The following is a 22,708-nucleotide window of genomic DNA, read 5'->3' on the forward strand; positions in this document are numbered from 1 at the left end:
GAACTTGTATTAAAATTAATCTTCTCTGAGTTTCGCTTTTACTTTATTGGTTTTAATAATTCTTCTCAGTTCTGAAACCTGATCTTTGGTAAAAAATTTTTTCGGAACCATATTCATGGCCTTCGCACTTTGATAGATCAGGAACCAGTCTTTATTTTCCTTGACCTTATAAACGGAACTCCAGGCCATTTCTCCGTCAAAAGTCTCTCCCTGAATCCGGATTTTTTCTTCCGTAAAAGTATAGATAATATGTTCCTGGATATTCTTGTTTGAATTAAACGCAAACCGTACACTGAAAAAAGAACGTACCACCATAAACAAAAGCAAAATGGTATACCACATCGAAGCCGATTGCAGGAGTTCTCTTTCCGTGCTGCCGTCCACCGATTCTTTGATGATAAAAAATACCAGCAGAGCTGATGGAAATACAATGAGGCGAAGCAACGAGCTTTTCACATGGAAAATCAGGAAATCCCTGAAACAGATCTGCGTTTTTACCGTTATCATACAAGATTAAATTCTTTCCAGCTCATCCGCATTGATCGTCGTCTTAAAGGTTCCATAATTCACAATCACTTTATTCCTTGAAATTTTTTCAATGGTTCCAACGCTGGTGCTTCCGATAATCCGTACACGTTGACCTTCTTTCAGCCAGAGCGCACGGTCGGTTTTACGTTTTTCTTCCAGCTTCTCGTTGGTTTCTGCAATTTTTTCGATTACTTCCTCTTTCTTCAGCTGCTGGGTAATTTTGCGTTTCACCACCTGAAGTCGTTTGCTTTCATCCTTGTCCGCACCGATCTTCCTGAACTTTTCCTGTTCAAGAATCTTTACAAAATCTTTCACCACATCTTTTCTGGATTTTCCTTTTACATAGCTGTCGATAAAAGCTTCGATCTTATTTCCGAACTGCAATTTGCGGTGTTCTTCCTCATACAGTTTTTGGAAATTGTACAGTTTCTGCTGAAGCTGATCGTTCAGTTTCTGTAGATTATCCCTTTTGTCTTCTACAGATTCCTTCCGTTCTGCGAGATCGGTTTTCAGTTTTTCCACTTCATATTTTTCCTGCTGAAGCTTGACGATGGTTTTATCCAGGTTGACAATATCATGTTCCACTTTTTTCTTTGCGGAATGGATGATGAATCGTGGGATTTTATTTTTCTCCGCTACTTCAAAAGTAAAGGAGCTTCCTGCCTGTCCGACTTCCAGCTTATACATCGGTTCCAGGGTTTTCTTCGTTAAAGAGCATTGCTGCATTCTGGGCGTTCGGAAGCTGTTCTACCACCAGTTTGATGTTGGTATAGTGGGTGGTAATAATCGCAAAACTTTTCTTATCGTAGAAAAATTCAAGGAAACTTTCTGCCAGGGCACCACCCAGTTCAGGATCGGAGCCTGTACCGAATTCGTCAATCAGCAGAAGCGTATTCGCATCGGCTTCACGGATGATTCCGCCCATTTTCTTCAGTCGGGAAGAATAGGTGGAAAGATGGTTTTCAATGGATTGGTTATCTCCAATATCGGTCATGATCTTATCAAAGAAAAACATCTCCGATTTCGGATGGGTCGGAACCAGGATTCCGCTCTGGATCATCAGCTGAAGCAGACCTACGGTTTTCAGTGTGATGGATTTTCCTCCCGCATTCGGTCCGGAAATACAGATAATCCGGTTATGGTCCGTTAACGTAAGCGTTTGTGGGAAAATCGTTTTATTCTGTGCTTTATTTCTCAGAAACAGGAGCGGGTGGAAAGCTTCTCTTAACCGCAGCGTCTTATGCCGGTTGATTTTCGGTAAAACCCCGTTGATCAGTTCTGCAAATTTCGCTTTGGCCCTCGTCAGGTCAAGATCGAAAATATATTTCTGGTATCTCCAGAGCTGAGGCTGGAACTCGGCAAGTTCGGCCGTCAGTTTCCTCAGGATCTTGTCAATTTCCTTTTTCTCTTCTTCTTCGCTTTCTTTCAGCTTGAAATAATGCTTAACCACAGAATCGGGCTGAATGTAGGTGATGGATCCGGTTTTGGATAATCCCAGCACTCTTCCCGGAACCCTTTTCTTGAATCCCGATTTTACGGCCAATACCCTCTGGTCATCAATAATCGTCTCACGGATGTCATCCAGAAACTCACTTTGCCCGTAATTGAACAAAGCCCGGTTGAAATTTTCCTGGATCGCTTTTTTAGCAATCTGGATTTCGGCTCTCAACCCTTTCAGGATGGGTGAAGCTTCACTTTTTACTTCTCCGAAACGGTTAAAAACTTTATCTACCTTATCAATGATTTCCTTTTTGAATTCAAGCACCAAAACATCTTCCATCAGCGTAGGGAAGGTTTCCGGCATGGTGGGGAAAAACTTCTGCAGTTTTCCGATCTGTTCTGTCAGGGTTTTGATCTTCATGAAAGCGCTGTTTTCAAGACGGTAGTTCTCGATCAGCATAAGCTTCAGCTCACTTTCGATATCTTCGTATTCGTCAAACGGAACTGCGTTTGAACTTTCAAAACTCGACAGGTATTCAGACGTTTTTTTCAGGGAAATTTCGGCCTCGTCGATTTCCATCGGACGCAGCTCGAGAATTTTTTCCCTCGTCTTCGGAGAATAAGCAAAAGGAGAGATTTCCGCGAGCAATTGCGGAAACTCTAATTCGTTTAAATCTTCTTTATTTATATACACAATGCAAATTTAGTGAGAAAATGTGAATTTAGTTTGAAAATGAGTTAATTTGGGTATTTGAAAATATCTATAATCACAGAGTATATATGAAACTGGAAACCAAAAGACTGCAACTGAAAGAAATTAACGAAAGCCATGTTGATGATATTCTGAAAATACGGAGCAATGAAGTCATCAATCGATTTGTGCAAAGAAACGCTCCGAAAAACAATTACGACGCGCTGCAGTTTATTCTCACCATCCGGGAACGGACTAAAAATAATGAGACGTTTTATTGGGGGATTTCCCTGAAAGACCAGTCTCATCTAATTGGAACCATCTGCCTGTGGAATTTTTCGGAAGACCGGAAAGTTGCTGAGGTGGGCTACGAATTACTGCCGGAATATCACAGAAAAGGCATCATGTCGGAAGCTTTGGCGGCCATTACAGACTTTGCTTTTCACAAACTGCATCTCGGTGAAATCGTAGCCATGACCCATCAGGATAACGAAAACTCCAAACAGCTTCTTTTAAAGCATCATTTCGTCTTGGGCGAGGGAGGGGAGGACGAAGGATTCCCGGAAAATCTCGTTTTTAGTCTGAAGACTTTTTTATAGCCGTTTTGAAAATTATTATATTTGTATCATCCATAAACTGAAGCACAATGAATCTGTCATCCGAAATTACATATACTACCAATAATCATCCAGAAATCATAAATCTGCTTGAAAAGTGATCTCGGATAGTCATAATGACAAAGGCAAGAAAATTGATATTGTTCCGTAAACACCAATATATTCCTTAGGAAAAAATGTTTCCACGAATATTTTAAATTAATTAAAAAATAATTGGAGTGATTTTCAAATTCACTCATTTTCAAATTAAAATTATGACCTGGACTGAAGTTTTAGCCCCGATAAAAAATACCCCATACTTTACCAATCTTTGGGAAAAAGTAAAGCAGGAATATGCAACGACCAAAGTTTTTCCACCGAAAAGCCAGATTTTCAGGGCGCTGGAAATTACGCCTTTTGATGATATTGAAGTTGTAATCCTCGGGCAGGATCCTTACCATAACGATTATCAGGCGAACGGACTTTGTTTTTCCGTTTCGGAGCAGGTAACGGCACCACCTTCGCTGAAAAATATTTTCATCGAATTGAAAGATGACGTAGGCGTAGTGAGGACCTCAAAAGAATTAGACGATTGGGGCAAACAGGGTGTTTTATTGTTAAATGCGACCTTAACGGTGCGTGCCCATTCACCCAATTCCCATAAAGATATCGGCTGGGAGAAATTTACCGATTTTATCATTAAAGAAATTTCGGATAAAAAAGAAAATGTCGTATTTGTGCTTTGGGGCGCTTTTGCCCAAAAAAAGGCCGAACTCATTAATCCGGCCAAACATTTTATTTTAAAATCTGCGCACCCTTCTCCATTTTCGGTTCATAGGGGTTTTTTCGGGAGCCGACCTTTTTCTAAAATCAATGAATATCTTATTTCAAAAGGAAAGAAACCTATTTCATGGTAGACGGATCACCGCCTTTCGTAATAATAATTCCGATTCTGTACTTTCCTTTCAGGGCCTTTGCTCCGTCAACCGCTCCGGGATAAGGCTGGACATCCGCTAAAGAAAAGGTGTAGCCGTTAAATACAGCCGACGCATGATAGTTTCTGGATGTATTATCGATTGTGGCGATCTCCAATGTCATCGGCCGGGTTGCGGTTCCCACCACTTCAACCTGCGCTACGGCAACGCCTGCCCAGATGCAGTTCACGTCTTTCGGACAGCGGCTGTCCTCGGAAATTCCTTTGAAAGTTACGTTCATCTGGTACTCTTTCAGGAAACGGTTTTCACCTTCGTTAAAGTAAAGGATGGTCTTATCTGATTTACTCACATGATTCACCTGGTTTTTATCAGTATCCACTTTGATCTTATTATTCTTTTTTTGAGCATTGCAGTTCATTAAAAACAGTGAACCGAGGCTCAGCAGTAAGGCTTTATGCGGTATCATAATTTCTTTTTTTTAAATAATATTGAGCATATTGAAAAGTACCACCAAAAACATGGCCACTCCTACGACAAGACTGAAGCCCGTACCGTAAATAAATCCGATGAAGGCGCCTTTTGTTGATTTCCAGGCCTTTGTCATATCCTTGCTGTCATGAAGAAGTTCCCCGATGAAAACGCCGGCAAACATCCCCACAAGAAATCCCAGAGGGATAGGCAAAAATATACCAACAATGGTTCCGACAATTGATCCGATGCTTCCCCAGCGCGTTCCGCCGTACTTTTGGTTGGTTTTCGCCGGAATTACATAATTTAAAACCACCGAAGCGGCGGTAAGGATCACAAATACCCAGACATAGATCATCGATAGGTCTGCGTCGGTCCCGAATTTATAGATCAGCAGTCCGCAGATGCTTAATAACAATCCCGGCAGGACCGGAAGGAAGGTTCCTAAGATTCCTAAAAATAACAAGACCAGGCAAAGAATTTCAATTAATACGACGTCCATGAGATTTGATTATACTATGCAAGATATAAAAAAAGCGGCTCTTCTGAAAGCCGCTTTTTGTCTAAGTTGAATTTTGTTATAGGTTTAGAATAACATATTGTAAGATTACTCCCGAATTTCCAATGTTTCCACTTGCATGGTTGTGGAATGTGGTGTAATAAATATAACCGCTGTTAGCCGATCCTGAACAAGGTCCAACCGTTGCTCCCAATGCCACAAGGTACGGTACCAGAACCTGAGGAACGGAAATGCTGATCTGGATATTCCCTGGAAGGGTAATGCAGACTGTGGTAAATGTTGTCGTTGGTGCATTACCGATCGGTGTCGTCGGAAGTCCGGTTGCCGAAAAATGGTTGGTCCGGATCATCAGTGCATCATTGGTAGAGGTTTCTTTCACCAGAACTTCCCAGTAAGCCGGATCGTAATTGATGATTTTCTGCCATGTACCCAAATCATAATTGATATTCAGACTGTTGAAGCCTAAAGCAGTCGTAAGGCCGGTGTTGGTTACGGTAGCGCCTACATTGCCTGCATTTCCAATATTTTTGGAGCATAATTTCGAATCGGGAACAAATCCTCCGGCCGGAGAACAGGCTGAGGTATTGCTTGTTCCGCCTACCAGGTAAGAAACATCCCAGTCTGAAGCATAAATACTTCCGCCGTTAGCCACAAAAATCGCCAGATTGGCTTCGGCTGCAGCATAAAGGGTTGGGTTGGAAGAATAATTATTTCTCGAACCGCAGTTCAGGAATATAATATCATACTGGGCTATGGCCGTTAAATTCGCAAGATCGGTATTGGTAATTTCCGTAGCGGTATATCCTAAACTCTGGATAATGTCCTCGATTTTATCGTAGTTTCCTTTTACGTAAGCAATCTTTGCTACCTGGTTCAGCTTGGTCTGTCCCGCATCCAGGCTCAGGGTCTCATCGTATTTCACCGTAGCCGAAATTTCTGTCCGGAAATTGCTGCCGTTCCCCGTCTGAATATAAAAAGTATGGTTTCCCACAGGCGCTTCAAGCGTAAAATTACCGTCAGCGTCAGACGTGGTGTAATAGATCTTGTATTTTTCATCAAATGTAAAGACCGAAGCACCACCGATGGGCTTCACCCCGTTTTGCGACATGACTTTTCCGCTGACTTTCCCTGTTTTTACAGTATTATCAACGGTAATTTCTGCAGGAGTTTCAGATTCAGAGCGGCAGGCGCCCAATGATAAAAGAATAATGAAAATGAATAGAAGATTAAACTTTTTCATAAGGTTTAGTTTTTTAATTAGAATACCAATTTAGGTATTTTATTGTTAAATATTCTATGATTTGAAAATAATTTTAAATAATTCGTAATTTTTTAAGATAGATTATGGTAAAAAATCCTGTTTTCAGGAGGTTTCCGGTGAATCTAATTTTATTAAATTTGTTTTGATGAAAGACCAGTTAGAAGAAACCAAAGATTTAATACAGGAACTCAGTGAGCCTCTGTATATTTACATAAGCAAAATTTCGCCGACCGGGCTGGAATGGGTATTCCATATAATCGTGAAGCTCGCTTTGCTTTGCGCTGTTTTTTTTGTGATCGATTTTATTCTGAAGATCATTATCAACAGTATTTTCAGCATTTTCCGCAATCAGGAAAAATACCCGATCGTAAATTCGGTATATGCTTCGAGAATTACCAATTCCCTTGCTCATCTGATCGCACTTTTGATCATTGGTGGAATACATGAGTCGATCTTTGCGGGAGCGCTTACCAAAACAACAAAGTTTATTGTAAGATCCGTCAATCTGGGAATTGTGATGATCTTTGCCGGTATGCTGTACCGGGGATTAACGGCTTTCAGGAATTATTTTGTGATCAAACAGGATTACTATAAGATCATGGCGCTGAATGCCATTTCCGAGACCATGAAGATTTTGGGGATCTTTATCTTTTCAGTGGTTGGGATATGCGTGGTCTTCGGGATTAAAGGAACCACTATTGTCGGAAGTCTCGGGGCGATAACTGCGGTGCTGGTATTGGTTTTTAGAGATACGATCCTTGGGTTCGTCACAGGCCTTCACGTGGCCACTTCCAAAAACCTGAAAGTAGGGGACTGGGTAAGCATTCCCAAATATAATGTGGAAGGAAATATTGCCGAAATAAACCTGTTGACGACCAGGATCAATAATTTCGATAAAACCTTTTCCACAATTCCAACCTATGACCTTTTGACCACGGAGATCAAAAACCTCCAGGTGATTTCGGAAAAAAATACAAGAAGAATTAAAAAATCAATTTATTTCAATATCAATTCCTTTAAGTTTCTAACAGATGAAGACATCCAACGCCTGAAAAGCATCAACCTTATTTCGGAATATCTTGAAGAGAGTGCCATCAATCTAAAAAAAGAAAAAGAAAACATGGCGCATAAAGAAGAGATTATCAACGGGAGACAGCTTACCAATATCGGAGTGTTCAGGATCTATGCCCAAAAATATATCGAACGGATCCCTGAACTGGATAAGGAAGGCCCGATTATGGTGCGTCAGCTCAATATTACACCGCAGGGACTTCCGTTGGAGATTTATTCATTCACCAATGATACAGAATGGGTACAATTTGAACAGATCCAGGCAGATATTTTCGATCATTTGCTGGTCGCTTCAAAAGCTTTCGACCTTGAAATCATGCAGGTAAAAGTGTAAGGTGATCATTCTAATTGCTGCCCTCTATGTAAAAAGTGCTTCATTGAATTTATGCGAAATCTCAGGAGCGAAAACCTGATTTTCATTTTTGGAATCTGTATTTTATCAATAGCTTTGCAGCTGTATAATTATCAACAGAACTGATGGTATTATTTCATGTATTGTCCGTCAGGTTATATTTAAAATTTATCATTAGAAGATGACAAAACTAAGTGTAAACATCAATAAAATTGCCACCTTACGAAATGCAAGAGGCGGTGAAACACCAAGCGTAGCGGAAGCTGCCGTGAAGATCCAGGAATTCGGTGGACAGGGGATTACCATTCACCCGAGACCAGACGAAAGGCATATTACCAGAAAAGATGTTTACGACCTGAAGCCGCTGGTTACGACAGAATTTAATATTGAAGGAAATCCGCACAGGCCTTTTATCGATATGGTCCTGGAGGTAAAGCCCGAGCAGGTAACGCTGGTTCCCGATGCTGATGATGCCATCACTTCCAATGCCGGCTGGGATACGAAAAAGCACCTGGATTTTCTTACTGAAATTATTGCTGAATTCAAAAATGCAGGGATCCGTACTTCTATTTTTCTTGACCCGAATCCCGAAATGGTAGAATATGCTGCCAAAACCGGGACAGACCGTATTGAACTGTATACGGAAGCCTATGCAAAAAATTATGTACAGAATAAAGAAGCGGCAATAAAGCCTTATTACGATACGGCAGTGCTTGCAGCCGATTTTGGACTGGGCATCAATGCAGGACACGATTTAAGCTTAGACAATTTAAAATACTTTGCCGACCAGATCCCGAACCTTCTTGAGGTTTCCATCGGCCATGCTTTGATCTCCGAAGCGCTGTATATGGGATTGGAGAACACCGTTCAGGCTTATCTGAAAAGGCTGGCAAAGTGGTAGAGTAGCTGGGTGCTGGAGCTGGAAGTTATTAAAGTACAAAATTTGAATGATATCCGTTATGATTATCGGTGTGATCAAAAAATAAAAGACAAGTTTTAAAATACTTCACCTTTGTGAACACCCAGCTTTCCGCACCCATCATCCAGCCAAAAACATTCAGAACAATTTAAAAATGCCAACAGCTGCAATTTTCATCTCCGAAAACTTCCGGCTTCCCGCATCCATCATCCATCCAAAAAACAAACCTATGCAAATCCTAAATTCAAAAATATTCGGTGAAAACCTTTCTTCAACACCGCTATTGGTATTCCACGGCCTGTTCGGAATGCTTGATAACTGGGGAACCTTCGGAAAAGATTTCGGGGAACTGATGCCGACACATCTGATCGATCTCCGCAATCATGGAAGAAGCTTTCATTCGGAAGATATGTCTCACGATGATCTGGCAGACGATATTCTTCGGTATATGGATCATTACGGAATTGAAAAAGCGCATATTCTGGGACATTCGTTAGGTGGAAAAGCCGTAATGCAGTTTGCGATAAAATATCCTGAAAAAGTAGAGCGGTTGATTGTGGTCGATATTTCGCCGAAAGCCTACCCGCCGCATCATCAGGGAATTATAAAAGCATTGGAAACGGTGGATTTTAATACGGTAAATTCCAGAAGTGAGGTAGAAGCGGTTTTAAGCCAGTATATTCCGGAAAGATCGACCATTCAGTTTTTAACCAAAAACCTGTATTGGGACGAAAACAAAAAACTGAACTGGAGGTTTAACCTGAAAACATTGTCGGAAAAGTACAATCAGTTTGTGTCGAATGCTATAAAGTACGGGGTTTTTCCAGGGCCGACTTTATTTATCGCCGGGGAAAAATCAAACTACATTCTTCCGCAGGACCAATTTGCCATTAAGCAGCAGTTCCCTAAAGCGGAATTCGTAACCATAAAAAATGCCGGACACTGGGTACAGGCAGAAAATCCTGTTGATTTTGCAAAGGTGGTCAAAGAATTTTTACCTATCCCATAATATACAAATGGTCTGATTTTGAATTGTTAAAATTTTCTTAAAACATACATTTATTCTTCTTAGTGTGAATTTTTTTAATACTTTAGTGACTCCTAAATCACTAAATATTAATGCTATGGAAAATAAGAAATCCAAAAAGCCTTTTTTTGCTTCTTTTCTCGAAAAGCAAATCCAGGATCCTGAAAAAATTAAAGGAGGATCCGGCGTTGTTACTTCACCGGCAGAAGATAACATCACCTCAGTTCTTAAGGATAATTTAACGGCTCCTAATTATGATGCCGTAACGATGAGGTTTCCGTCCGACAGTGATGCCGCTGAGGATCTGGATTAATCATCAGTAATTCCCGCAGTTTTTCATCAACAACTCTTTTATTCCTGCATCCACGGAATGTCTTTTTCAGTTTAAATAAAGCTACTTAGACTTTTCGTGCATTCTAGCCTTAAAATTGAGTTTTTGTATGGGTTGCGGATTACCACAGCTTTCAATTAACGATCATTACATTATGAAAAATAAAAATCCTAAAAAGCCGTTCTTCGCTTCTTTTTTGGAGAAGCAGATCCAGGAGCCTCACAAAGTAAAAGGAGGGTCGGAAACTTCTACCGGAGTACTGAAAGACAATGTTACGGCACCAACGACAGACAGTCTTACGAAGCCGGGAGAGGATACCGTAAGCATGAAGTATCCGTCCGACAGCGATGAAGGCGGTAACGAGTTATAAACTAGACCAGACAACCAATTCAAATTACAAACATTATGAAAAAGAAAGACAAAAAACCCTTTTTTGCTTCATTTTTAGAAAAGCAGATCGAGCATCCTGAAGGAATTCAGGGCGGCGCCACCAATCCCAAAGCCGATATCGTAACCATTCCGGAAAGAGATGCCGTGACTTCTCCTACCATTGATGGTCCGATCACTTTAAAATATCCTTCTGACAGCGATGACGGCGGATACGACCCGGTACCCCCTGGAGATGATCCACATACTCCGGCACCTTAATAACAAACAAGAATACAATCAAAATTAAATCATATGAAAAACAAGAATTCAAAAAAGAAGCCTTTTTTCGCATCGTTTTTAGAAAAACAGATTCAGGATCCTGAAAAAATCAAAGGGGGAACAGATGTTTCTTCTCCTCTTCAGGACGGGGTAATCACTACAAACAAGATTACCGATCAGCCTACCAAGCCGACGCTGGATATGGTTCAGACCATGAAATATCCTTCGGACGGTGATGACGATGTTCCTACTGTCTAATCAATTTTCAGTACACATTACAAATTATATCAGGGGAAACTTACATTCTAAGTTTCCTTTTTTAATAAAACGGCTCCATGATTCTCTGCATCACCCACTCTCAGGATTTTTACAATATTGATCTCTTTTTTGATTATTTACAGACCAAAGATATTCCGTATTTCAGGCTGAATTCCGACCGTTTGAACCATCTCCAGAAAATCAGTCTTCAGGACGGTTTTTTTGAATTAACGGATGAATCCGGGAACACGCTTGATTCCAGGACAATAAAAGCGGTATGGCATCGGAAATCCTGGGGAATCACCATTCCGGAAGAACTGGATGAAAGCTATGCCCGAATTTTTCTGAAAGAATATGCAAGCCTTCATTACAATCTTTTTACTTTGCTGGAAGATGTACCCTGGATCAATCCGCTCCAGAATGAGAACAAGATAGACGGCAATAAAATCCACCAGCTCAAACTGGCTAAGAAGAATCATTTAGTTATTCCGAAAACCATTTTTTCCAATGATCCTGAAAAGATAACCGGATTTTTCTACGAAAGCTGTCATGGGAAAATGATCGCCAAACTTCACGGGGTGATTTCAAAATCGATGGGTGGGGAAAACCTGCTTTCGACGCATATTATTGACGATGATTCCCTGGAAAATATGGAAGATATTGTCTACTGCCCGATGATCTTCCAGCCTTATATCGAAAAAGAATATGAGCTCAGGATCGTCTATCTCGACGGAGAATTTTTTACCGGAAAAATCAACAACAGCGAAAATGCAGACTGGAGGATTGCACAGGGAAATTATTTCTGGTCCGAATATTATCTGTCAGAAGAGATTAAAGCCAACCTCACATCGATGATGAAAGAAATGGGACTGTACATCGGAGCGATTGATATGATCAGAAGCAAGGACGGAAATTACTACTTTCTGGAAGTCAATCCGCAGGGAGAATGGGGCATGCTGCAAAAAGAGCTGGGTTTCCCGATTGCGGAAAGAATAGCCGACAACCTTATCAAAAGAATGAAAACCAATGAATAAAATTTTAATCATTACCCATACCGGAGATAATTTCTCCATTGAAAAAGTAACGGAATATATCGATAAGAACGGATGCGAAGTCATTCGTTTCGACGTAGACCTTTATCCGTTGAAAAATAAGCTTTCCACCCGTTTTGAAGACGGGAAGTGGATCACTGTTCTCGAAACACCGGAGAAAAAGTACCGTCTTGACGATATTTCAGCCATCTGGTACCGAAGAGCTTACAATATCGGAAACGGCCTGAAAGAAGAGCTCGACGGAAAATTCCTGGGAGCTGCGCTGGGCGAAATCCGCAACACGCTGTTCGGGTTTTTCGAATCTGCGGAGGTGTATTCATTAGGTAAACCGAGCGTATACCGTAGGCTCGACAGCAAAGAAGAACAGCTGAAAATTGCAGATAAAATCGGACTTAAGATTCCGGAAACCTGCATCACCAATAATCCCGAAGAGGCTAAACAGTTTGTGCTGAAGCACCAGAACGTAGTTGCCAAAATGCAGACCGGATTTGCGATTTATGAAGATGGGGTAGAAAGTGTGGTTTTTACCAATGTCATCAACGAGGAAAAGCTAGAGGAACTGGACACGCTGCTGTACTGCCCGATGCAGTTCCAGAAAAAAATTGAAAAGAAAAAAGAGCTTCGCGTGACTATTGTCGGACGGGATGTTTATGCTTTTGAGATCGATTCGCAGCAGTCGGAACGCGCAAAGATCGACTGGAGAAAAGACGGGGTTAACCTGATCGATAAATGGATTCCTACCGAACTTCCCACGGATATCGAAGCGAAATTACTGGAACTTCTGGATGTTTACCACGTGGATTACGGAGCGATTGACATGATCGTTTCGCCGGAAGACGATTATTATTTCATCGAAATCAATGCAGCCGGTGAATTTTTCTGGCTGGACAACCTTACGGAAGGCAACCTGATTTCCAAAAGTATTGCCGATGTACTTTGCGATAAAGCTCCGAGAAGAAACAATATGGTTTTAGTATAAATCGATAGTATACCATTAGACCTTCAGGATTTTTAAAATCCTGAAGGTTTATTTAAAGCCCTAAATTTTATTTTCTAAAAGATATTTACTATTATTGGGGTTATTCATATTATTTCTCAAAAAATTCAATCATTTCTCTTAATTTTCCCCCTGCCTGTATAGGATAATCTAAAAATAAACTTAATTTTATCCTCTAAAATGTGGTAAGTGCTGAAATTTTTTTCTCTTGTTTTTACGGTTATCTATTCTCTTGTCCTGGCGGGGACCGGAAACCCGGAAAAGAATCAGCTTTTCAGAAAAGCAGAGAGTGAGATCGTACTGTCCCCGGAACGGTCGATGGAAGTATTGGATTACATTGAAAAAAACTTTCCGCCTGATGATGAAGAATCGGGCCGGCTGATGTATTTAAGGGCAAAATCGCTTTATTACCAGAATAATCTTACGGAAGCTTTAAAAATTATCTCAAAAGAAAATGAGCATCTTTCTCCTGACCTGATGATTTTACGAAGAAACATTCTGTATTCATTCAATATCAAAGATACTTTCGTTCCGAAGGATATCACGGTGAATAACGATTACCGGTTTTCCGAAAAAGCAGGACAGCTGCTAACCCGTTTATCCGGCACAGGAAGGCCTGTTGCTCCTGCGGAATTGTCGGCGTTACTGAAAGAGGCCAGCGCCCATCATCTGGAAATACAGCGGGAGAATATGCTTACCCTTTCAGAATATCTCGCGCAGCATGATCCCGGCCACAGGTATCAGGATTTTCTGAACCAAACCCGAATTCTTTATAAAAACGATCCGGCTTTTAAAATTCTGTATATCAAATATTTGCTTGAAAACAACAGGGCCGGAGAGGCTGATGTATTGATAGCAGAACTGCCCAGAGAAAACCTTGAACAAAGCACGAACCTTTACCTGAAATACCGCTATTATGATCTTTTGGTCACTTATTATTCGAAAACCGGTCAGCATTTGGATTATAAAGAGGCGGTTCAGAAAAAGGAAGCTTTGTTTAATACCATTGACAGGGGCGCTTTTTCAGCCAAAAACAAATGGTTTGGCATCCTGGAAGAAAATTACAGGCATGAGCTGGATTCTGCGATAACCATCAGGCGGTATATTTTGTTCTCTTTTTTGGCATTGCGGTACTGCTGATTATCTTTATCTCGGTAAGGCTTCTTCAAATAAGGAATCAGATCAGCGAATATGAAGAGTTCCGGATCAAGCTCAGATTTAACCAGGATAAAAAAACAGTTCAGACCCAGGCCATCTCTGAGAAAACGGAGACCATGCTCTTGCAGAGGCTGCAGGATTTTGAAAAGACTACTGATTATATACGTCCCGATATTTCCCTTCAGAACCTTGCTAAAAAGCTGGATACCAATACCAAATATTTATCGGAAATCATCAACAAGCACAAGCAGAAGAACTTCAATACGTACATCAACGAGTTGAGGATCAATTATATTACCGATAAGCTAAAAGAAAATACCGTCTACAGAAATTACCAAATAAAATACCTTGCCGAAGAAAGCGGCTTTTCGACGCACAGTGCTTTTGCAGCGGCATTTAAGGCCGTCAATGGTCTGTCTCCGGCTCATTATATCCAATTGTTAAATCATAAAGAAGAATGAAAGTACTGATTTTTATTATATTGATGTTTTCATGCTTTTCCTGCAGGACAGATCATCCTGAAGAAGATAAGACAGTGGCACAAGCTGAAAAATTAATGCTTTCGGATCCTAAAAAATCGTTTGACCTTGCCCATAATTTATTAAAGGAACATTCTTTAGCCCATAATAATAAAGTCCGCAGCCTGTTTGTTCTTACCAATACTTCCAATATCCTGGGAAATCCGCTGGATGTCATAAAATATGGCAATCTGACGCTGGAAAGTGCGACAGAAGAGGGTGACGTCATTACAAAAATCAAAGCACTGACGTTGTTGGGGAATACATATCAGTCGATACAGCTGAACGAAAAATTACGTACGAATCTGGATCAGGCTGAACAGTTGCTGTCTTCCCCCGCCGTTCCCGATTCGATGAACATTATACGGGGTAATATATTCTACCTGAAAGCCATGAACTATTTCAGCAGCATGGACGGAAATATTGCCCTTTCTTATTTTGACAAAGCCATTCATCAGTACCTCCTATCCAAAGAGCCTGTTGCAAAGATTAATCTTACGTTTGCGTACACCAACAAAGGATGGGCACTGATCGATCAGAAACGTTTCGACCTGGCAAAACAGAACTTTGCATTGGCCAGAGTAGATCCTCAATCTTCTCCGAACAGGTATCCGCCATTGTTCGTAGAAAGGATGGAAACAACTTCTGCACTTGCGGAAGCCAAGATGTATGCTGTGCAGAATGATCCTGACCGTTCCAATGCCATTCTTTTCGGAATATTAAATGATCAGAAAAATATTCAGGTAAAAAAAGAGATTGAAAATGATATTTACAAGCTGTTAGCAGATAATTTTCTAAAAAAGAACGATGTTGCAAAGCACGATTACTATCAGAATCTGTACATCAGCCGTGCCAGCAAATACAATCAGATTGCAGCGGAACTCGTCAATAAACTCATTCAACAGGAAGGTGAAGCGTATGCTATAAAGAAGAAAGAAATCGACCGAAGTACTTTTTATTAACAGGTGCTTTGCTGCTGCTTACCCTGCCAATTGTCTTATTTCTGATGAAAAAAACCATTAATCTGAGCAAAAAGTGTAAGAGCTTAAAAAAGGAGGTCTATGAAATACTACCTTCTGAAATTCAATTGGTTAGATAATTTATTTACCTGCCGGAATCATGAATATTCTGTAAAACCGGTACAGCTTTCCTTGATTTTTATAAAATGGACCGTTATTTTCGTACAACTAAACATCTACGAAAATGAAGAAAGTCTATCCCTTTAACCAACCGTTACAAATGAATACCATTGAAAGAAATCCCGGAAAAAAAACCAGGACTTCTTTCGTTACATTTCTGACGGTCTTGGCTGCCTTTTTAGTATCGGCGAATCAAAACTGTAAGGCACAGATTATAGCCTACACCTTTTCACAATCCACATCTGTTTATACGCCAGTTGCTAACGAAACGGTATTGACTGCCGCAACAGATAATACCGCCACGTTGAACCTCAACAGTGTGGTCTCTTCCGTTGCTCTGCCTTTTGCTTTCAGCTTTAACGGAACTTCTTATACTTCTCTTAATGTTTCTTCCAACGGGTTTATCACTTTTGGTTCGGTGGCACCATCTGCCTTTTATACCAATCCGATTTCAGGGAATACCGCTTATCAGGGTGCGGTATCTGCATGGGGCAGGGATATTTCCAGTTTTTATAATATAAACGGAAAAACAGGGAAAATTTCATACGGGGTCACCGGAAACGCGCCTAACAGGGAATTTGTTATCCAGTGGACGAATTTCAGGCCTAATGCTTCAACAGTAAGCACCATTGTTTATTCATTTTCTTTCCAGATCAGATTAAAGGAAACCTCCAATATTATTCAGATGGCCTATGACCAGGGATCGTATCTGGCCGGTAGCACGACGGTAAACGGTACTGCAGAAATAGGAATTAGAGGAGCTTCTAACGCTGAATTCAACAACCGTCTGAATCCGACGACTACAGTATTTACAGCTTCAGGAGCCGGAACTGCCAACAGTTCAGCACAGGCTTTTAATACCGTGGGTACGGTACCGGGAATGCCACCGGCAGATCTTGTCTACACCTGGACGCCGCCAAGCTGCTACATCCCAACCGGTATCTCTGTAAACAATCTTACATCGGTTTCTGCAAATTTATCGTGGAACGCCTCTGCGTCATCGCCGGGAGGATACGATATTTATTACAGTACCAGTTCTACAGCGCCAACATCTTCGACGGTTCCTACCATTTCGAATGTTCCGGGGACTTCCTATCAGATAAACAATCTCAATCCGTTAACGACTTACTATGCTTGGGTGCGCTCAAACTGCGGCAGCGGAAATGTGAGTTTATGGTCACTTGATCCCACGATATTCACTACCAAATGCAGCAATCCTCCCGCTGCTCCTTCTGTCAGTGGAGCAACGATTTATCCGAACCACCAGGCCATTCTTACCGCTGATCCGTCATCATCTGCCAATTACAGCTGGTATGATGCACCGAACGGGGGCAACCTGATGTTTACGGGAAATCCTTTTACAACCCCTGCACTGACGGCCACAACCAATTATTATGTGAGCACATTCACAGGAACTTCGGGAATCCCTACAGGAAGACCGATCTACACCAACGGAGGTGCTTTTACCGGTTTTGGAACCACTAATTTCGGGTTGGTTTTCGATGCTCTGAGCTATCTGGTATTGGAGAGTGTAACCGTTTATCCTCTGAGTACGACCAGTGCTTCAGGAACTTTAACTATTGACGTGATCAATTCCAACGGTGTAATCGTAAATACAAAAACGGTAAATGTAACAGGTGCTCCGGTATCTGCACCCGTAGCGCAGGTCATCAGTCTCGATTTCCCGATTTTCCCGGGAACCAATTACAAATTACGTCCCCGAGGCTATACCGGTATCGATGGATTGTTATATGAATCGAATTCGACTGCCGGCTATTTCGGATACCCTAACAGTGTTCAGAATTTAATAGACATCAAATACTCCACTACAGCCGCTGCTCCTACAAATACCCCTAATACCGGTCTTTACTACTATTTTTATGACTGGAAAGTAGGAAATAAATGCGAGTCGGCCAGAAGCCCGGTTACGGTAAGCGTGGATTCCACTCTTTCAACATCGGAAGCAGGCACAAAAAATACGGTAAAAATTTATCCGAATCCTTTTTCCGATGCCGTAACGATCGACAGGCCTGAATTGATTGGTTCACTGAATATTTTCGATGCTTCCGGAAAATTAGTGATGCAAAATGTGAAAGCTGAGCAGAAGCTTACCCTTAGCCATCTGATATCCGGAATATATATCGTACAGATGCTGATGAAAGACGGAACGCGTCAGTCTGTAAAGCTCATTAAAAAATAAGTAAATTATATTGGGAAAGGCCGTCTGGATCATATTCAGGCGGCTTTTTATTTAATAATAATACCACTGAAAACTTCCAGCATCCAGCTTTCCTTTTCCAACCTTTAAACCTGGTTTGTACCTTTGAGTCCAGGTCATTCAATATCTTCCAAATCTAAATTTTCATGCTTTTCACCATTTTAAACCGAATTCTCCTTTAAAAATCGCAAATTTGCAAAACGTAGAATATTATCATAATTTAGTCAGCAACCAAGTAAAAATAACTGATGGTTTTTGTAACGGGAGCAACCGGGATTTTAGGCAGGATAGTCGTTTTGGAACTTCTGAAAAAGGGAAAAAACGTTCGTGCTGCAAAAAGGCCGACAAGCAATTTAAACGAAGTAAAGCATTCCTATTCATTTTATACGGAAGATCCAGATGGGTTTTTCAGCAGGATCGAATGGGTGGACGTGGATTTTGATGACATATATTCTTTACAGGCAGCTTTGGACGGAGTGGAAGAAGTTTATCATTGTGCGGCCAAAGTAAGCTTTCATCCCAACGATGAAAAAGAGATGTACCATACCAATATCAAAGGTACCGAAAACCTGCTGTATGCCTGCGAAGGTTCGGGGGTGAAAAAATTTCTGCATGTAAGTTCGATCGCCGTACTGGATACGGTAAATGATCTGGGGGAAATGGACGAAGATTCCAGCTTCAACCCCAAGCTTGAACATTCTGCGTATGCATTATCCAAGCATCTGTCTGAAATGGAGGCGTGGAGAGCCTCTGCGGAAGGCCTGAATGTCATCATCATCAATCCCGGCATGATTATCGGCAGCGGAAACTGGGGAAACAGCAGTGGCGATATCTTTCCGACCTTTGAAAAAAACGGGTTTACCTTTTCAGGCGGCTCAAACTATGTGGATGTACGGGATGTCGCCAGGATTTCTGTGGAACTCATGGAGAAAAATGCTTTCGGCGAACGCTTCATGGTTGTGGCTGAAGGGAAAAGATATACCGAACTGGCCCGGCAGATCAGGTCAAAATTAGGGCTGAAGGAGGCCAAAGTATTGTCCGAGTTTCAGCTTAATGCCGGAAGATGGGCCAATACCCTTTTCGGATGGCTGATCCCCAAGCTCAGGCTGATTACCAAGTCCAACATTGAAGCCATCACCACCCTTCATACGATATCCAACAAAAAAATAAAAGAAAAACTTGATTATCAGTTTATTCCCGTTTCGGAAAGCATTGATTTTCATTTGAAAAATTATATGAACGATAAAAAGATGAAGCCATGAATCTTGCAGAGGCCATTATCCTAAAAAATACAGAAAAACATCCTCTGAAAGCAGCGATCGGGTTTAAAAAGAAAGATGCAGGATGGAAAGAACTGAGCTGGAAAAAGTTCGGTGAAATTATTTTTAAAACAGCCAATGCCCTGAAAAATGCAGGTGTCGGAGAAAATGATAAAGTAGCCATCTATGCCGACAACTCTTCCGAATGGATGATTTTCGATCTGGCCGCTATGGCGATAGGAGCCATTAGTGTTCCTATTTATGCTACCAATAATGCCGAACAGGCAGAATATATCGTTAATGATTCCGGAGCTAAAATTATTCTTGTAGGAGATCAGGCCCAGTATGATGCTGCCCTGCAGATTCTTCAGAAAGAAAACAGCCTTGAAACAATCATTGTTTCTAAAAAAGCCGTGTGGATCAAAAAAGAATTCAGCAGTTTCTATCTGGAGGACTTTATTGCCAAAGCTTCACCTGAACTTGAATGCTGTAAAAAAGAATACGAAGACGTAGCCACCATCATTTATACTTCAGGCACCACAGGAACACCGAAAGGGGTAATGCTTACGCACGGAAATTTCATTAAAGCACTCGATGCGCATTTTGAGTTTTTTAAATTTAAAAATTTTGAAGAAGAGCTTTCGCTGGCATTTTTACCTTTAACGCACGTTTTTGAAAGAAGCTGGAGCTTGCTTTGTCTGTACGGCGGGGCAAGGGTGTATTTCCTGGAAGATCCGAAGAATATCTCAAAAGCTCTGGAAGAAGTAAAGCCTACCATGATGTGTGCTGTTCCGAGATTTTTCCAGAAAGTTTATGCGGGAGTCCTGGAGAAGTCGGAAGAAGGTTCGGAATTCAAGAAAAAAATCTTCGACTGGGCCGTAAAAACAGGCTGGCAGGCAGCAGAATTGAGAAGAAATGAAAAGCCGGTACCAGCAGGCTTAAAGATAAAAGAATTTATTGCAGACTCATTGGTTTTTAGTAAGATCAAAAATAAGATGGGCGGCAGGCTCTGGTTTTTGCCTTGTGGCGGAGCTTCGTTATCGCCGGAAGTCACGAAATTTTTCGAATCGGTGGGAATTCATGTAACGGTAGGGTATGGGCTGACCGAAACCACAGCTACGCTGACGTTATTTCCACTAACGCATTTTGAACACGGAACCAGTGGGAAAGCACTGCCTGGTGTAGAACTCAGAATCGGTGAAAATGACGAAATTCAGGCACGCGGAAACGGCATCATGAAAGGCTATTACAACAGGCCGGATGAAACACAGAAAGTCTTTACCGAGGACGGCTGGTTTAAAACAGGAGATGCCGGGAAAATCGATGACCAGGGAAACCTTACCATCACCGACCGCCTGAAAGACCTGATGAAAACCTCCAACGGAAAATACATTGCACCACAACCGGTCGAGAACCTTTTAACCAATAATAATTTCATCCAGCAGATTGTTCTGATCGCGGAAGGAAGACAGTTTGTTTCTGCCCTTATTGTTCCCAATTTCGAATTTTTAAGGGACTATCTGAAGAAGAATAATATTCCGTTTACCAGTTGGGAAGAAATCGTAAAGAATGAAAAGGTAAACGACTTTTACAAAGCGAAAATTAAAGAATTGCAAACCGATCTGTCCGACTACGAAAAGGTAAAACGGTTTACTTTGATGCCTTCGGAATTCGACATCAATACGGGAGAAATTACGCCTACCTTGAAAGTGAAAAGAAACGTCGTGCTGAAGAAATATGCGGATCTGATTGAAGGGATGTATTAAACTATGGTTGAAATAGAATTTGAAAATCCGCATTATGAAGTTTGTGAATGTTGTGGAAATACAACCGTAAAACTTACCCGGTTCGTATATGAAAATGATGAAGCATTTGCAATTTATTATATTCATTTTACCAAAAAGCACAATGATAAACATGTTTTGGGACTGATTTCTTTAGGAGAATGGGGAACAGACGAAATTCCTAAATGCAGAGTATCATTTTTGTTTAGATTATGGTTTAATAATGGCAATTTCAATGTAAGTATTATAGATGGTGAAGAATCTCCATGGCAATCTGAAATTCTGGGAAAAATATTAAGTAGAGAAGAGGCTTTGCAGCATCCATGGGTAACCGATGTATTTCATATTACAGATCATATAGTAATAGAAGATTCAGAAGTTATCAAGTATCTTACAAACAAAGATTAAAATAAAGTTTATCACTAAACTAAATTATGACAACAACACAGGAATTTTTAGGAAAAAAAGAATTTACAATACATAACCGGACGGCTTCTGAAAGCTGCCCGTCAAATATCGCCCTGATTAAATATTGGGGAAAATATGATAACCAGATCCCGGCAAACCCAAGCATCAGCTTCACCTTAAACCATTGTAAAACCAATACAACAATGGAGTTTACAGCCAATGAGTCCTTTTCCGTCCAGACTTTTTTAGCTGGAAATGAAGAAGTGAAATTTGCCGAGAAAATCGAAAAATATTTCAGGAACATTGAACAGTATCTGCCTTGGATTTTACAGGGGAAATACCTCATCAAAACAGAAAATACCTTTCCTCACAGCTCAGGAATAGCCAGTTCAGCTTCCGGTTTTGGAGCGATTGCCAAATGTTTGATGAATCTGGATGAATCGTTTTCAGGGAAAATCTCAGACGAAGAATCGTTAAGAAAGGCTTCTTTTCTGGCGAGATTGGGAAGCGGAAGCGCCTGCAGAAGCTTATATAACGGGCTGGTGGTTTGGGGAGAATCGCAGGTGAAAGGCAGCTCGGATCTATTTGCCGTTCAATATCCCAACGAAGAAATCCATGAGGTTTTTAAAAATTTTAATGATTGGGTTTTGTTAATTCATGAAGGGCAGAAAAGTGTCTCTTCGACGGTTGGGCACGGTCTGATGAATACCAATCCGTATGCAGACCGGAGGTTCCAGGAAGCCCGTGAAAATTTCGGTCCGATGAAGGAAATTCTGGCAGCAGGAGATATGGAACGGTTTATTAAGCTGGTGGAACATGAGGCATTAACCCTTCATGCCATGATGATGATGAGCGATCCGGCCTTTATTCTCATGAAAACAGGCACACTCGCCGTTATCAATAAGATATGGGATTTCAGAAAAGAGACAGGACTCCCTTTATTCTTTACGCTGGATGCAGGCGCCAATGTTCACCTTTTATTCCCGAACAACGGCTCCGAAAAGGCCATCCAATCTTTTATAGAAACCGAATTGTTACAGCACACCCAGAATAATGGTGTGGTAAAGGATGAAATGAAATTTTAGATTTTCAGGGAAATACGATCAGTAAATATAGCCTTCTCAAATTGA

The 22,708-nt window shown here is 41.1% G+C and carries 24 protein-coding genes and 1 pseudogene; 20 read left to right on the plus strand and 5 right to left on the minus strand.

The features are described 5' to 3' along the window. Positions 1-15: 15 nt before the first annotated feature. Together QE422_RS08000 and QE422_RS08005 are read right to left on the minus strand one after the other, a co-directional pair. A complete protein-coding gene (locus QE422_RS08000) occupies positions 16-507 on the minus strand; it encodes a YcxB family protein (RefSeq protein ID WP_307456540.1) in 492 nt (163 codons plus the stop codon). A gap of 6 nt (positions 508-513) precedes the next feature. Next, positions 514-2,662, minus strand: a pseudogene (locus QE422_RS08005) (DNA mismatch repair protein MutS). Positions 2,663-2,748: 86 nt separating this feature from the next. Between QE422_RS08005 and QE422_RS08010 the strand changes: the two are divergent. After that, complete coding sequence (locus QE422_RS08010) at positions 2,749-3,258, plus strand: GNAT family N-acetyltransferase (protein WP_307456542.1); 510 nt, start codon at positions 2,749-2,751, stop codon at positions 3,256-3,258. Between the two features lie 272 nt (positions 3,259-3,530). Continuing rightward, positions 3,531-4,172, plus strand: coding sequence for a uracil-DNA glycosylase (locus QE422_RS08015; RefSeq protein WP_307456543.1), 642 nt, complete (start codon positions 3,531-3,533; stop codon positions 4,170-4,172). On the opposite strand, the gene QE422_RS08020 is transcribed toward QE422_RS08015, so the two are convergent. The 3 genes from QE422_RS08020 to QE422_RS08030 all read right to left on the minus strand — a co-directional run bounded on the left by QE422_RS08020 (position 4,159) and on the right by QE422_RS08030 (position 6,418). Next, positions 4,159-4,656 carry a hypothetical protein gene (locus QE422_RS08020; protein WP_307456544.1) on the minus strand — a complete coding sequence of 166 codons (498 nt, stop codon included), beginning with the start codon at positions 4,654-4,656 and terminating at the stop codon, positions 4,159-4,161. The genes QE422_RS08015 and QE422_RS08020 overlap by 14 nt on opposite strands. A 12-nt stretch (positions 4,657-4,668) precedes the next feature. Further along, complete coding sequence (locus QE422_RS08025) at positions 4,669-5,160, minus strand: DUF456 domain-containing protein (RefSeq protein ID WP_307456545.1); 492 nt, start codon at positions 5,158-5,160, stop codon at positions 4,669-4,671. 76 nt (positions 5,161-5,236) lie between these two features. After that, positions 5,237-6,418, minus strand: a complete 1,182-nt coding sequence (locus QE422_RS08030) for a carboxypeptidase-like regulatory domain-containing protein (protein ID WP_307456546.1) — start codon at positions 6,416-6,418, stop codon at positions 5,237-5,239. 166 nt (positions 6,419-6,584) lie between these two features. Between QE422_RS08030 and QE422_RS08035 the strand changes: the two genes are divergently transcribed. The 18 genes from QE422_RS08035 to QE422_RS08120 all read left to right on the plus strand — a co-directional run bounded on the left by QE422_RS08035 (position 6,585) and on the right by QE422_RS08120 (position 22,663). After that, positions 6,585-7,844, plus strand: coding sequence for a mechanosensitive ion channel family protein (locus tag QE422_RS08035; RefSeq protein ID WP_307456547.1), 1,260 nt, complete (start codon positions 6,585-6,587; stop codon positions 7,842-7,844). 199 nt (positions 7,845-8,043) lie between these two features. Further along, on the plus strand, positions 8,044-8,763 hold the full coding sequence (locus QE422_RS08040) for a pyridoxine 5'-phosphate synthase (RefSeq protein WP_307456548.1): 720 nt from the start codon (positions 8,044-8,046) through the stop codon (positions 8,761-8,763). 247 nt (positions 8,764-9,010) lie between these two features. Then, positions 9,011-9,790 carry an alpha/beta fold hydrolase gene (locus QE422_RS08045; RefSeq protein ID WP_307456550.1) on the plus strand — a complete coding sequence of 260 codons (780 nt, stop codon included), beginning with the start codon at positions 9,011-9,013 and terminating at the stop codon, positions 9,788-9,790. A gap of 115 nt (positions 9,791-9,905) precedes the next feature. Continuing rightward, positions 9,906-10,121 (plus strand): microviridin/marinostatin family tricyclic proteinase inhibitor, encoded by a 216-nt coding sequence (locus QE422_RS08050; protein ID WP_307456551.1) that lies wholly within the window; start codon positions 9,906-9,908, stop codon positions 10,119-10,121. 172 nt (positions 10,122-10,293) lie between these two features. Beyond that, the gene (locus tag QE422_RS08055) at positions 10,294-10,509 is read left to right on the plus strand and encodes a microviridin/marinostatin family tricyclic proteinase inhibitor (RefSeq protein WP_307456553.1); all 216 of its coding nucleotides are present in this window, start codon (positions 10,294-10,296) and stop codon (positions 10,507-10,509) included. Between the two features lie 35 nt (positions 10,510-10,544). After that, entirely contained in the window at positions 10,545-10,787 is a 243-nt protein-coding gene (locus tag QE422_RS08060) for a microviridin/marinostatin family tricyclic proteinase inhibitor (RefSeq protein ID WP_307456554.1), read from the plus strand. 33 nt (positions 10,788-10,820) lie between these two features. Further along, complete coding sequence (locus QE422_RS08065; RefSeq protein ID WP_307456556.1) at positions 10,821-11,045, plus strand: microviridin/marinostatin family tricyclic proteinase inhibitor; 225 nt, start codon at positions 10,821-10,823, stop codon at positions 11,043-11,045. A gap of 77 nt (positions 11,046-11,122) precedes the next feature. Further along, positions 11,123-12,079, plus strand: a complete 957-nt coding sequence (locus QE422_RS08070) for an MvdC/MvdD family ATP grasp protein (RefSeq protein WP_307456558.1) — start codon at positions 11,123-11,125, stop codon at positions 12,077-12,079. Beyond that, positions 12,072-13,076, plus strand: coding sequence for an MvdD family ATP-grasp ribosomal peptide maturase (locus QE422_RS08075; RefSeq protein ID WP_307456560.1), 1,005 nt, complete (start codon positions 12,072-12,074; stop codon positions 13,074-13,076). The genes QE422_RS08070 and QE422_RS08075 overlap by 8 nt, the downstream gene beginning before the upstream one ends. 207 nt (positions 13,077-13,283) lie before the next feature. Next, complete coding sequence (locus QE422_RS08080; protein WP_307456562.1) at positions 13,284-14,234, plus strand: hypothetical protein; 951 nt, start codon at positions 13,284-13,286, stop codon at positions 14,232-14,234. Between the two features lie 134 nt (positions 14,235-14,368). Then, positions 14,369-14,713, plus strand: a complete 345-nt coding sequence (locus QE422_RS08085; RefSeq protein WP_307456564.1) for an AraC family transcriptional regulator — start codon at positions 14,369-14,371, stop codon at positions 14,711-14,713. Beyond that, positions 14,710-15,732: a hypothetical protein gene (locus QE422_RS08090; protein ID WP_307456566.1), complete on the plus strand. Its 1,023-nt coding sequence runs from the start codon at positions 14,710-14,712 to the stop codon at positions 15,730-15,732. The genes QE422_RS08085 and QE422_RS08090 overlap by 4 nt, the downstream gene beginning before the upstream one ends. A 99-nt stretch (positions 15,733-15,831) precedes the next feature. Then, positions 15,832-15,996, plus strand: a complete 165-nt coding sequence (locus QE422_RS08095) for a hypothetical protein (protein ID WP_307456567.1) — start codon at positions 15,832-15,834, stop codon at positions 15,994-15,996. Continuing rightward, on the plus strand, positions 15,974-18,109 hold the full coding sequence (locus QE422_RS08100) for a T9SS type A sorting domain-containing protein (protein ID WP_307456569.1): 2,136 nt from the start codon (positions 15,974-15,976) through the stop codon (positions 18,107-18,109). Before QE422_RS08095 ends, QE422_RS08100 begins: the two co-directional genes overlap by 23 nt. A 266-nt stretch (positions 18,110-18,375) precedes the next feature. Beyond that, entirely contained in the window at positions 18,376-19,389 is a 1,014-nt protein-coding gene (locus QE422_RS08105) for an NAD-dependent epimerase/dehydratase family protein (protein WP_307456571.1), read from the plus strand. Beyond that, positions 19,386-21,152, plus strand: a complete 1,767-nt coding sequence (locus QE422_RS08110; protein ID WP_307456573.1) for a long-chain fatty acid--CoA ligase — start codon at positions 19,386-19,388, stop codon at positions 21,150-21,152. The genes QE422_RS08105 and QE422_RS08110 overlap by 4 nt, the downstream gene beginning before the upstream one ends. Positions 21,153-21,155: 3 nt before the next feature. Then, the gene (locus QE422_RS08115) at positions 21,156-21,578 is read left to right on the plus strand and encodes a hypothetical protein (RefSeq protein WP_307456575.1); all 423 of its coding nucleotides are present in this window, start codon (positions 21,156-21,158) and stop codon (positions 21,576-21,578) included. Between the two features lie 26 nt (positions 21,579-21,604). Continuing rightward, positions 21,605-22,663, plus strand: coding sequence for a diphosphomevalonate/mevalonate 3,5-bisphosphate decarboxylase family protein (locus QE422_RS08120; RefSeq protein ID WP_307456577.1), 1,059 nt, complete (start codon positions 21,605-21,607; stop codon positions 22,661-22,663). Positions 22,664-22,708 lie beyond the last annotated feature (45 nt).

The sequence above is a fragment of the Chryseobacterium sp. SORGH_AS_0447 genome, from assembly GCF_030818695.1.
In the GTDB taxonomy this organism is placed as follows: domain Bacteria; phylum Bacteroidota; class Bacteroidia; order Flavobacteriales; family Weeksellaceae; genus Chryseobacterium.